General features: G+C 48.1%; 15 protein-coding genes. All 15 read right to left on the reverse strand.

What is annotated here, in order from left to right:
• Positions 1–14 precede the first annotated feature (14 nt).
• The 15 genes from FYJ39_RS12585 to FYJ39_RS20525 all read right to left on the reverse strand — a co-directional run bounded on the left by FYJ39_RS12585 (position 15) and on the right by FYJ39_RS20525 (position 11,751).
• Complete coding sequence (locus FYJ39_RS12585) at positions 15–947, reverse strand: OmpA/MotB family protein (RefSeq protein ID WP_154472805.1); 933 nt, start codon at positions 945–947, stop codon at positions 15–17.
• A complete protein-coding gene (locus tag FYJ39_RS12590) occupies positions 944–1,771 on the reverse strand; it encodes a motility protein A (RefSeq protein WP_154472806.1) in 828 nt (275 codons plus the stop codon). Before FYJ39_RS12590 ends, FYJ39_RS12585 begins: the two co-directional genes overlap by 4 nt.
• 28 nt (positions 1,772–1,799) lie before the next feature.
• Positions 1,800–2,141, reverse strand: a complete 342-nt coding sequence (locus FYJ39_RS20940; RefSeq protein WP_235919829.1) for a flagellar FlbD family protein — start codon at positions 2,139–2,141, stop codon at positions 1,800–1,802.
• 2 nt (positions 2,142–2,143) lie between these two features.
• Entirely contained in the window at positions 2,144–3,082 is a 939-nt protein-coding gene (locus FYJ39_RS12600; protein ID WP_154472807.1) for a flagellar hook-basal body complex protein, read from the reverse strand.
• A 76-nt stretch (positions 3,083–3,158) separates the two neighbouring features.
• Positions 3,159–3,542: a TIGR02530 family flagellar biosynthesis protein gene (locus FYJ39_RS12605; RefSeq protein WP_235919830.1), complete on the reverse strand. Its 384-nt coding sequence runs from the start codon at positions 3,540–3,542 to the stop codon at positions 3,159–3,161.
• 39 nt (positions 3,543–3,581) lie between these two features.
• On the reverse strand, positions 3,582–4,175 hold the full coding sequence (locus FYJ39_RS12610; protein WP_154472810.1) for a flagellar hook capping FlgD N-terminal domain-containing protein: 594 nt from the start codon (positions 4,173–4,175) through the stop codon (positions 3,582–3,584).
• A gap of 17 nt (positions 4,176–4,192) precedes the next feature.
• Complete coding sequence (locus FYJ39_RS12615; RefSeq protein ID WP_154472812.1) at positions 4,193–5,350, reverse strand: flagellar hook-length control protein FliK; 1,158 nt, start codon at positions 5,348–5,350, stop codon at positions 4,193–4,195.
• Between the two features lie 64 nt (positions 5,351–5,414).
• Positions 5,415–5,873, reverse strand: a complete 459-nt coding sequence (locus tag FYJ39_RS12620; RefSeq protein ID WP_154472814.1) for a flagellar FliJ family protein — start codon at positions 5,871–5,873, stop codon at positions 5,415–5,417.
• A gap of 17 nt (positions 5,874–5,890) precedes the next feature.
• Entirely contained in the window at positions 5,891–7,192 is a 1,302-nt protein-coding gene (locus tag FYJ39_RS12625; RefSeq protein ID WP_154472815.1) for a FliI/YscN family ATPase, read from the reverse strand.
• 9 nt (positions 7,193–7,201) lie between these two features.
• Positions 7,202–8,029, reverse strand: coding sequence for a FliH/SctL family protein (locus FYJ39_RS12630; RefSeq protein ID WP_154472817.1), 828 nt, complete (start codon positions 8,027–8,029; stop codon positions 7,202–7,204).
• Positions 8,010–9,080 carry a flagellar motor switch protein FliG gene (fliG, locus tag FYJ39_RS12635; RefSeq protein WP_154472819.1) on the reverse strand — a complete coding sequence of 357 codons (1,071 nt, stop codon included), beginning with the start codon at positions 9,078–9,080 and terminating at the stop codon, positions 8,010–8,012. Before fliG ends, FYJ39_RS12630 begins: the two co-directional genes overlap by 20 nt.
• Positions 9,046–10,758: a flagellar M-ring protein FliF C-terminal domain-containing protein gene (locus FYJ39_RS12640; RefSeq protein WP_154472820.1), complete on the reverse strand. Its 1,713-nt coding sequence runs from the start codon at positions 10,756–10,758 to the stop codon at positions 9,046–9,048. The genes fliG and FYJ39_RS12640 overlap by 35 nt, the downstream gene beginning before the upstream one ends.
• Before the next feature lie 44 nt (positions 10,759–10,802).
• Positions 10,803–11,117 carry a flagellar hook-basal body complex protein FliE gene (locus FYJ39_RS12645; RefSeq protein WP_154472822.1) on the reverse strand — a complete coding sequence of 105 codons (315 nt, stop codon included), beginning with the start codon at positions 11,115–11,117 and terminating at the stop codon, positions 10,803–10,805.
• Positions 11,118–11,169: 52 nt separating this feature from the next.
• Complete coding sequence (gene flgB / locus FYJ39_RS12650; RefSeq protein WP_154472823.1) at positions 11,170–11,562, reverse strand: flagellar basal body rod protein FlgB; 393 nt, start codon at positions 11,560–11,562, stop codon at positions 11,170–11,172.
• 39 nt (positions 11,563–11,601) lie between these two features.
• Positions 11,602–11,751, reverse strand: coding sequence for a hypothetical protein (locus tag FYJ39_RS20525; RefSeq protein WP_195840430.1), 150 nt, complete (start codon positions 11,749–11,751; stop codon positions 11,602–11,604).
• Positions 11,752–12,166 lie beyond the last annotated feature (415 nt).

Here is a 12,166-nt window from a genome sequence, read left to right on the forward strand (position 1 = left end):
CACCTTTTCCCTTATTATTCTGGCGCCTCACCTGCTGGAGGCTGCTGCTCCGATACTGTCTGAGGCTGTTCCGCAGAAGCGCTGCTTTCGGGAAGCAAACTGGCTACATTCTCCGGACTGCTCTCAACAGCCGTAAATCCGTCTCCACCGGTAACAATGGTTTTATCGGCATTTGCCCCATTGTAAACCTCTTCATAGTAATCATTCAGTGATTTAGTGGTATCTGAATCTGCATCAATGAGCAGAATTTCCACCCGCCGGTTTTCAGCCCTTCCTTCCCTTGTCTCAAAGGTAGCCACGGGCCTGAACTGTCCGTAGCTTACCCCTACCAGCTTTCCTGGATCAATGATGTTTTTTTCCTGAATATAGGCGCTTACCTCCGCCGATCTCAGGGATGAAAGCATCCGATCCGTCCGGGGATTATTAGGCCGGTTAGGATCCCCCTGAGATGTATGGCCCATAACCTGTATTTGTCCAATCTGATCTGCCTCAGGCGCAATGGTATCGCAGAAAATATCCAGTACATTCTTAGCCTCCGCTGTCAGCACCGAGCTTTCTCCATCAAAAAAGGCCTGATCCTGAAATTGTATAAAAGTATAATTCTCTCCTCTGGACACAGTGGCTCCGCTTACTCCATATTCCTCCAGTCTCTGAGCCAGCGTCAGATAAAGCTTATTAATATCCACATTCTCAGGAAGCTCTGTATTGATCTGCATCGTGCCGCTAACATCATATGTTCCTTCATTGGGATGTTCATTAATCGCTATCTGCTCCTGATCCTTAACATCAGGATAGATGCTTTTTACAAATACCTCCCATTTTTGCTGGTTTAAGCTGGACATTGCATAGAGCATCACGAAAAAGGTAAGCAAAAGGGTGACCATATCCCCATATGTATCCATCCAGTTACCGCCGCCGTCCGGCGCAGATTTCCTACGTTTTTTCATGCCTCTTCTCCGATGCCTCCTTCTGTGCGCCTCTCCTCTCTACCGGCCTTCAGCAGAAGCTTTTTCTGCTGGGACTGTTTCATACATGAAAGAAGGCGCTCACGTATGAACTTCGGATTTTCACCGCCCTGGATGGCAATGATACCCTCAATAATCGTGGAGCAGTAAAGCTCCTCCTCCTCCTGGCGGATTCTCAGCTTCTTAGCAATGGGGTGAAAGAGAAGATTGGAGAGTACACAGCCGTAAAATGTAGTAATCAAAGCTACTGCCATATCCTGACCCAGACTGGAATTGGCCTCTCCGCTGTCCAGTCCCAGCTGCTTTAGCATGTTAATAAGGCCTACCAGCGTTCCTATCATTCCAAAAGCAGGGGCAAAAGCGGAAGCCTTCTCATAGATGCCCGCCGCCTCATCATGGCGGGTCATCATATCATCCATCTCCCGCTCCAACATGTAGCGCACCTTATCAGGGTCATTGGCATCCACAATCATAAGCACGGCCTGCTTGAAAAAGGGATCCTGAATTTCATCCGCCTTCTCCTCCAAAGCCAGAAGTCCGCTCTGTCTGGCTATCATCGCCAAATCCACAATCTGATCTACCAGCTTTGGAATATTGTATTTCTTCCCCCTCATCAACACCAGCATATGCTTAGGAATATCCATCAGCAGCCGCAAAGGATAGCTTGCAATTACCGCAGCCAGCGTTCCTCCTACAACAATCAGTACACTGGAGGTATCTGCGAAATTCCCCAGATTTACCGGTCCAATTCCCCATACGATCAGTATTCCGCCTAACACAATGCCAATCAGCGTTGTTAAATCCATGTTGTTGTCCTCCTGCGAGAATTAATATTTATCTGATTTTATCTTTAAATGTCAGCACGCTGTTTGCCAATGCTTTCATCTGATAAATGATGGAATCTACAGAATCCTTCACCAGAAAATAATCTCCGTTCATCATCTTGATTTTTGTTTCCGGAATACTTTCCATGCTTTCTATCTGAATGAGATTCAGATAGATTTTTTCTCCATTCAAACGGGTTGCTTCAATCATCGTTCTCTCCCTGTTTTCTTCAGACCTGCTGATGCTCTGCCCGGCAGCCGGATGCCGCTTTTCAGCTTCCATCCGGCTCCTCCTAAGCTCTCTGGCCCGGTCTGCCATATCCTGATCCTGTCCATACGGCCATTTCATCATTTTTACCGCTTCATGTTAACCAGATCAGCAAGCATCTCGTCACTGACTGTAATGATCTTGGAATTTGCCTGAAACCCTCTCTGCGTGGTGATCATCTCTGAAAACTCTTTGGCCAGGTCCACATTGGAGGCTTCCAGATAGCCAGTCATAAGCATAGAGGTGGAGCCGCCGGGTATGGTGGCTGAGCTGGCTCCGGTGTTGTCACTGTCCGACGCATTGTAATAGCCGCCTCCGCTCTTTGTAAGGCCGTTGGGGTTCTGGAAGGTGGCGATGGCTACCTTTCCGAGGGAAACCGTCTTGCCGTCCTGAGCCGCATCGGTAGAGACTACCGTGCCGGTCACTTCCCCCGCGCTGTTAACCTGAACATCCTTTAGCTGGAGCGCGTCACCATCATAAGCGAAGTTTAAATCCTTCGGCACCTTAAGAGGCTTAAGATTATCCTCCAAAGGCTTTGCATCCGTATCATCAGCACGTCTCCTAAACCCATACACAAAATTCTTATTGGCGTCCACCAGATAACCGTTGCTGTCAATCTGGAACTGGCCTACGCGGGTATAATCAAAGCCGGAGGCCTTCATCTTGTCCACCCCATAGCCTGCGTCCGGCCCTACTACCGCCTTAGTGATAAAAAAACCTTCCCCATCAATACAGGCGTTAAAGCCTCCCACATAGGAGGGAGTACTGCTGGTCATATCCATAGCGATGGAACCCATCATGGTGCCATAGCCGTACTGCGCCGCGTTTGTACCGCCGGCAGAGGTGGTATCCCTGACCACGCCTCCTGTGGAAGCAGTGGAGGTCTGGTACATAGCCTCCTTAAAGCTGTAGGTCTGGGATTTAAAGCCGAAGGTATTAACATTGGAAATATTGTTTCCGATTACATCCATCTTGTTCTGATGGGCTCTCAGTCCTGCTACCGCAGAATCCATTGATCTTAACATATATGTGTCATCCTTTCCGCCGTTCTCCGCCCTTCACATCAGGACGGACGGAATGCGCATCCTGTTTCAGGTCCTGCTACATCAAAACGGCACTGTCAATATTGGTAAATATTTTCTCTCTCATATCCTGCTGGGATATGGTTGTCACCACAGTGTTATTTGGTACATTGACTATAAAAATATTCTCCGGGCCGATTACCGCCACATCTTTGGCACCCTTTTTGCGGGCTCCCTCAACGGCATGCTCCAGCTGCTCCATCAGCCTGCTGTCGATATCGATTCCCCGTTCATCCAGGCGTCTTCTGGCGTGCTTGGAAAAGTTCAGTCCATCCTCTGCGCTCTTATTTCGGAGCAGTTCCTCAAAGGATGCGCCTCTGCCTTCGCCTCCCGGAAGTCCTGATTTTAGTCCGTGGTTCCAGAACCGACTGCTGTCCAGCCCGTTCACCCCATTTACATTCATATACATCCCTTTCCTGCAGCACCTTCTGTCTGCCCTGTCCTAAATAAGTCCTGTTCCTCCTGCCAACCAGGCATTTCTGTTATTATTGACGCTATTTATGCCGTTAGCTCTATTGTTTCCGTTGGCCCCTTCCTCTTTATCTCCTTCTTCGTTTCCATCCTTCTTATCATAAGGATTGGGGATCTCTCCCATGCCCAGGAGATAGCTTAAGGGATAGTCCTTATCATCACCTTTCAGACGAAACACAGGTGTGCCTCCCACAAAGTTTACAGACTCCACGTCTCCGTATTTTACATCTACCCCTTTATCCTGACCGTAGGCATTGGTTTCTGTCACCGCTACCGTCACTCTCTGCCCAACCAGTCCGGCCGCATAAGTCTGCGTACTGACAGCCGTGGATGTGCTGATCGATTCAGTCATAGCGCTCATGGACTGTACCATGGCCATCTGAGTCATCTGGGCCATCATCTCGCTGTTATCCATGGGATTTGTCATATCCTGATTCTGCAGCTGCGCCGCAAGCAGCTTAAAATAGCTGTTCATTGTAATCGTATTCTTGTCATTGGCCTCAACCGTATAGGAATTTCCGATATACGGGTTGCTGGTTCCGCTGGCTGTTATCTTGTCTGCCATATTTCTCCCTTCTGCCCTTACACCAATCCCAGTCTGAGCTGCTGGGCAAAGTTGTCTGATTCCTGCCTCTTTTGTTCCCTCTCCTGATGCCTGTCGTATCCGGCTCCCCGCCCTTCCTGATCTGCGGGGTACTGTCCCTGTTCCTGATGAGCGCCCTGGGTGTACACAATGGTAGCCTGACCGGTTTTTTCTTCCAGGATTCCAGCCAGCTCGCCAGCCTTCTGATTCAGCATCTCCAGAGTTTTGGGATTTGAGGCTGCAATCGAAACCGCAGCTCTGCCGCCCTCATAGACAACCTTGATTGTCAGCTTTCCAAGAGACGCCGGCTCCAGCTCTACTGTCAGCTCTCCCTTCCTCTGCAGCAATCCCGAAGTAAGAGCATTCCCCAGATCCTCAGGAAGGCTATCCTTCCCTGTCAGAATACGGATATGTCCTCCCTCTTGCTCCTGTCCTGGCTCTGCCTGACGAACCGCAGACAGCTGCCGGCTGTTTCCCGCAGCTCTCGGCTGCTCTCCTGCCTGCAGATTGGCGGCTGTTCTGAAGATTTCCCCGGTCTCCTCGCCTGTTTGATTCCTCTCCGTCTCTTTCTTTGCTCCATGTGCAGGCTTCATTTTTACCATCTGATCGGCTACTGTATCTCCATTATTTTCCACAGGGAGCGCTGGCGCTTTCGTTTCCTTATGCGCATTGTCAGCCTGCGGGACAGCCTGAAGGGTTTCCTCTTGGATTTCTGACGGCGCAATAACTGTGCCTCCCTGGTTGTTTACAGGAAAACCGGTTTCTTGAATCGTAACCAGCGTTTTTCCTTCCGGCTTAAGCGCTGCTGCATCCACAGGCTGCTCATCCGTTTTCTGAACCAGCGCCAAAGCCTGATAGGGCAGCGATGCCTGCAGCAAATTTAAATCCGACTGCCCCAAAGTCTGTTCAGCCTTATCTGCTGCATGTACATGTTTATCCTTTACCGATCTATCCGGATCGTTTAAGGGCTCTTTTTCATGGCCGGAAAGCGTCTGAGGCGTCTGTCTGTCGCTGATTGGATCTCCCTTTTCAGATAGCTTTGTCTTTTCCCTGAGAAGCTTGTCAAAGTCATCCTTTGGCCCACAGTCTCCTTTGGCCGCCTGTCTGGGCTCTGTCCTTTCAGGAGTTCGAACCAGCATTTTTACAACATTTTCCATGTTTCCTCCTTTCCTGATAGTAAATTTATAATCAACAGCCTGTTCAAGCTGGGATTACCTTTCCTCAGCCCCGGTTCTGATGACGAAATGCCACCGAAGAATTGGAAACAAATTCCTCGATATACAGCTCCTGGGCCTTCGCTTCCGCTTTCAGGTACTCATCCTTCTTTTTATCCTTTATTTTTTCATACCTGGAGGTATCCACTTTTGCGGAAATTACCTCCTTCTTTTTCTCATCCTCTTTTTGCTTTAACAGGCGGAGCCGTTCCTCTTCCTCACGGATTATTTCCTCCATACGGCCGATGCACATGTCAAAGAGCCGGAAATCAGTAATGGACGCCCCAGCCTGTTTAACCTGGTCAAACTCGCTTTCAAACCCCTCCAGTTCCCGGTTTAAGCCTGCAATCTCACTCTGCTTTCTGTTTACCCGCTGTACAATCACCGCATGCTCTACCTTTAGATTATCCAGAACCTGCGTCTGATAGTTTAAAACCGGCTCCAGTCTATACTGAAACTTTTTCATCCCTTGTTCCCCCAGAATCAGCCTGTAATATTCTCCATAAGCCCCAGGACTTCTTCATATGAAAAGCGTTCCCATATTTCCTGCTTCAAAAATGCATTTATGGAATCTATTTTGGATACTGCCTCATCCAGAGCCGCATTGTTTCCCTTTTTATAAGCGCCTATGGATATCAGATCCGCGTTTTTTTGGTAAATGCTCAGAAGATTCCGCAATCTGGAGGCGGTTCTCTGATGCTCCCGTGAGACGATTTCCACCATAAGTCTGGATATACTGGCTCCTATATCAATGGCGGGAAAATGATTTTCATTTGCCAGCTGCCTGCTAAGAACAATGTGCCCGTCTAAAATACCTCTTACCGTGTCAGCGATAGGCTCATTGGTGTCATCTCCTTCCACCAGTACGGTATAGACACCGGTAATCGATCCTTTATCAAAGTTTCCGCTGCGCTCCAGCAGCTTGGGAAATTCCGCATAGATGGAAGGCGTGTACCCTCTCGCAATGGGAGGCTCTCCGATTGCCAGCCCTATTTCTCTTTGAGCCATGGCATATCTGGTAAGGGAATCCATCATCAGAAGCACATCGCAGCCCTGATCCCTGAAATACTCCGCAATGGTAGTAGCTACTAAAGGACATTTCATCCGCAGCATAGCAGGCTGGTCGGAGGTAGCCACCACCAGAACGGATCGTTTCATTCCCTCCTCTCCCAGATCCTTCTGGACAAATTCCAGAACCTCTCTTCCACGCTCGCCCACCAAAGCGATTACATTGATGTCCGCCTTAACATTCTTGGCAATCATCCCCATAAGTGTACTTTTTCCAACTCCCGAACCGGAAAAGATACCGATTCTCTGTCCCTTTCCTATGGTATTAAGACCGTCAATGGCCTTGATGCCAAACTCCAGGCGTTCCCTGATAGGGGGCCTGCTTAAAGGGTTGGTATAGGGGCTGTTCACGGTGTATGTCCTGGAGGGCTTAAAAACCTCCTTGCCGTCAATGGGCTCTCCTAAGGCATTAATAATACGCCCCTTCAGAAAATCTCCTACCGGCACCTTCAACCTCCGCCTTGTATTGCGCACAAAGCTTCCTGATGTAATACCGCTGGTAGCCTCATAGGTCATAAGCTGAATCTTGCCGTTTTTAAAGCCTACCACCTCTGCAGGCATCTGGCGGTTTTGCTCCTCATTGTAAATCATTACAATATCTCCGATGCTGGAGCGCCCCCCCGAAGCCTCCATGGACATTCCCACTACGTTCTCAATTTTCCCTATATGGCTGACTGTTTCGGATTTCATAACCAGCTGCGGTATCTTTTCAAACATAGGCTTCTCCTATACCCGTATATTCTCCAGTATGTCTTTGATGTTCTCCATCTGGGTATTCACGCTTACATCCACGATTTCATCCGGCATCTCAATGATGCAGTTTCCCTGCTCCTCCTTATCCATCACAATGAATTTTATGTTGTCGGACAGGTGAGACAGCTCGTCAATCACATCTGCGTCTGCCTTCATCATCATGTCATAGTCAAATTTATCAATATAGATCTTGACCCAGGCTGTCTTTTTCAGCTTTTCCGTGGCAGCTACAATCATCTGCTTAATAACCTCTCCGCTGGATTTTAAGCTGATATGAATGACCTTCTCCGCCACAGACACGGCACAATCCTTCAGCTCGTCCAGATAAGCATGCACACAGGCCTCCTTTGCCTCCTCCACCGCCTCCAGGGCTTTTTTTATGTCTTTTTCAAAGCCGCTAAGCCGCTCCTGAAGTCTGGCTTCCGACTGGGCTATGGCCTTTTTCTCCCCCTGGAGCAGGCCTTCCTCATAGCCCTTAGCATAACCGGCCTGCCGGGCCCGCTCCTGCTCCTGGCAGGCCAGCTCCTTTGCCTCCTCCACAATCCTCAGGCGTTCTTTCTCGATCGCTTCAAAAATCGCGTTGGTTTTCTCCTGTATGCGCGCCAGGTTCCATTGCTCCAGAAGCCGATGCTCTTCTGGCGTCTGTGAGACAGGCCCTTCTCCTTCGGGGACGGAAGGCAGCTCCTGGGTGCTTTTTTTAATTTCCTTTTTTTGTTCTGTCTCAACGGGAGGATTGTATTGCCAAATTCCCGGCTCCTTCTCCGGCTCTTTTATGATACGGTTAGACGATAATATCGTCATCCCCGTCACCTCCCTTTTGGATGATTACCTCACCCTTCTCCTCCAGGTCGCGAATCAGATTAACAATACGCTGCTGCGCTTCCTCCACATCCTTAAGACGCACATTGGTCGTAATTTCCAAATCGTCCCGTACCGTATCTGCCATACGCTTGGACATATTGGTGAAAAATACGCTCCGCATATCTTCTGCCGCATTTTTCAGCGCGTATACAATATCCTTGGTATCGCAATCTCTGATAAAACGCTGTACAGAACGGTTGTCCATCCCCAGAATATCCTCGAACACAAACATCTTGTCCTTGATCTCCCTTGCCAGCTCCGGATTGCGCTTGTCCAGCTCCTCGAAAATCTTCCTCTCACTGCTGCGATCCACATGGTTCATAACATCCGCCACATAGTCCACTCCACCCAGGTTCATATTATCCTCGCTGGTAATAATTGCAGCAAACTTCCGCTTCATCTCCTCTTCTACGATGCTGATCGCCTCAGGAGACACCCGATCCATACAGGCCATACCCTCCAAAGCAGCAATCCGCTTCTCATCAGGAAGGTGCTCCAGAATCTGGGCTGCCTGCTCCGCATCCATGTAAGACATGATCAATGCTATCACCTGAGGGCGCTCATTCTGCAGCAGGGAAAGGAGGGCCTTGGGATCTCCTTTCATAAAGAAGTTAAACGGCTTGGACTGAAGGGTTTTGGATACCTTTTCCAAAAGGTTCCTGGCTGTAGTTTCTCCAAATGCCTTCTCCAGTACGTTTCTTGCATAATCCAGACCGCCGTCGGTCATCATTTTATGTGTCAGGCAGAGCTTGTAAAATTCATCCAGCGTCTGCTCCACCTGGACGTTGGTAGTCCGCCCCAGCTTAGCCACCTCATAGGTAAGCTCCTCAATATCTCCCTCATCCAGATACTTGTATATTTGAGAAGCCCTGTCCGCACCCAGGGATACGATAACAATCGCAGTTTTGCTTCTTGCATCTAAAACCATCTCATTGCCGCCTGTTTCCGGCGCTGTATTATTTTTTTCGATTAGATTTGCGGTTTCCGCCATTGCCATCCTCCTCACTATCTCCCCTGAGCCAGCTTTGAATCAACTTTGCCGCAATCTGTGGATTCTGATCCACAAATTCCGCTATATTCTGCTTCAGCCTCAGGCTGCGCTGCATACGAAGGTTCAGGATTTCCTCGCTTCGGTTAAATTCATCCTCCACAGCATCCTCTTCAAGCTGAGCCGCGCTTCCTGCCAGGCTTTCTCTCGTTATTTCCTCTCCGCCTGCTTCGGCGCCTTCCTCCAGAAGCTGGTCGTCCGGAAGGAATCCTTCCTCCGCCGTAGCTGCTAATTCCGCCATACGGGTTTTCCGTCTCTGAAGCAGAAGGAGAATCACGAGCAATAGAATCAACAGTCCTCCCGCGCCCAAAGCAATATAGATAGGAAGAAGGCTTGTTGCCTGTGCCGCATCGTTCTGCCCCGCCGGCACAGAATCCGCAAGTTTAGGGGCACGGATAACAGTAATCTTCTGGGCAGCCGTATCCACCGGTATGCCCGCTGAATTTGCCACCAGATTAACCAAGTCCCTCTCGGCTACCGTCTGGTTATCAGCGGTATTAATGACTACTCCCACCGTAGTATTCTCCAATACCCCCGGATCGATCTCCCGCTGTTCCTTCAAACTGTTAAACAGCCATTCCCTGGCAGCAGAGCCATTCGTGTAATTTTCCTGAATCTGTTCCGTTCCATTATTATTCGTATAACGCGGGGTATCCGCATTGGCGTCTGCTCCTACTACGCCTCCGGCAGCCTGATTCGCTCCCGTAGTACTCTCACCGGAGGTCTCCTCACGCTGAAGCAGACCCGTCTTATCCTGCTCATCAATCTTATCCGGGACGCTGTACTGCGTGCTTTCCTGAATCAACCGCTGCATATTCAGCGTTCCCTTCACAGACACCGCCACATTTCCCTGACCGTAAAGCTGTTCTAATACTCTCCTTACGTTGCCTGCGATATTACTCTCTACCAGAGTGGTGAGGCTCGTCATATCCATGGCAGATCCTGTCTCGCTTCCCTCCTCCTGGGTACCCACTTCCATCATGGTAGCCGCGTCAAAAACCGATACATTGGTGAAATTCATCCCACGAACCGCCTGGGCAATAAGCTGCTTTACCGCTTTTGCCTTGTCAGGAGTAAGGGTGCTGCCGGTTTTCATCGTAATGACAGCAGAAGCAGAAGCTGACTGCTGTACACCGTCCTCCAGAGCATACTTTTGTCCCTCCCCCTCCGCGATCGTGACCTTTGCATCCTGCACCCCATCAAACACCCGTATGGTAGCTCCAAGACGCTCCTGCAATTCATACAACGATACCCGCTTCTTGTCCGATTCCGTAGTCATAAGCCCCGAATTGTTCAGATACATATCATATGTAAATCCGCTCTTCGGATAGCCCTTGCTTAAAAGATTCGCTCTGGCCTGATCCTCCTGCCCCGCAGGAACCCGTATAGTTCCGTCACCGTTATACCGGTAGTCAATCCCCTCATCCTGAAGAAGGGACGCCACTTCCTGGGCCTCCCCGGCATTCAAGCCTGTAAACAGAGTGCCATAATCTTTATTTTTACTTAAATTAAGAGCAATAACAGCAATCAAAGTAATCGCTACAGTACCCGCAGCGATTACTTTGATTATATTTCTTGTTCTGGGAGGCATTTTCAGCCAATTCTCTCTCACGTCCTGCATGTTCTTTACCAGCCTTTATCCTTTGTGAATTTTTACAGAGCGGATTATACACTCATTTTCATAAGTTCATTGTAGGATTCCATCGCTTTGTTGCGCAAAGAAATCAACACATCCAGACTGAGAGCCGCTTTTGCCTCTGCTATAGGAAGGGTATGCGCATCATCTAATTGCCCGGTAGCCAGAAGATACTGTTTATGCTCTACATCCGCCTGAGATACCTGTACCTGTTCTACCGCATTGCGAAAAACATCAGCAAACAGCCCTGCCTGGCTTTGTCCAGGCAGGACTGCCGTCTTTTCTTCCTGTATCCCCTCAATGCTTCCCCATTCTCTTATAGGTGTTATAAACAGCGCCTCCATCGCTTTTCCTCCATTCATCTTTCACTTTTTATGCAATACTGTGATACATCTCTTAAAATGACTTTGCCGCGCTTCTCAAACGGTTAATATCATTGGATATGGAGCTTACCATAAACTGATATTCATATACCGTACGAACCAGCTCCACCTGCTCCTGATCCATATCGACATTATTACCGTCCAATCTGGACGATTCATTCCAGGTGGTATGCAGACTTGCCCGTGTATTGCTGATGGCATCGTTCATCCTTCCGCCCTTCATGGTTGTGCTGCCATTAGCGGCAGACAATCTTCTATCCAGCTCGTCCTCAAAGGTCATATACTGCGACTTAAAACCAGGTGTATCGTTATTTGCTATGTTGTTCAAGGTCACTGTCTGTCTGCCCCACAAAAAGTCCAGTATTTTCTCAGTTAAAGCAATTCCGTTTCCATATACTTCCGGCATTTTCTTCCTCCCATATTCAAGCCACTACAGATAGCCGCCTCATTTTCCTCCATTATCTGTGCTCTTTTTCTTCGCATTCCGCTCCGCCACTTCCGCCATCCTTGCCAAAGCAATCAAATAGACCTGATTCTCTGGAGAAAGCTGTCTAAAAATGGCAGCTGCTTCATTTGTACGACTTGAATTTTCCATATCCTCTTCCTTATCATTCGTTCGCCATTATTCATTACATTTTTATTAATTTAGTGTTATAATTTTATCACTAAACATATATAAAGTCAATATTTCTTTTTTTTTATCCTTTTTTTCTATAATTATTTTTTATTAATCACGCATCCTCTATTCTTCGGCAAATCGCCATAAATAATCATAATATATATTTTAGTTTTTGTGTTTTTATACTATAAATACTACGTTTAAGTATGATATAATTAAAAAATATGATTTTAGGATTCTGTTTGAAACGGACAACCTTTTTCTTTTTTAACGTTTTCTTAACCCGTTGCAAGAGAATTTTACTTAATCTTTTTAATATTATTATTATACATTTTCTTATCACATATTTTTGTTTTAAACAGGCAGTCTAAATAGATGGGTTCCACAGTTC

Origin of the sequence: Clostridium porci, from assembly GCF_009696375.1 — a bacterium.
GTDB lineage: Bacteria > Bacillota > Clostridia > Lachnospirales > Lachnospiraceae > Enterocloster > Enterocloster porci.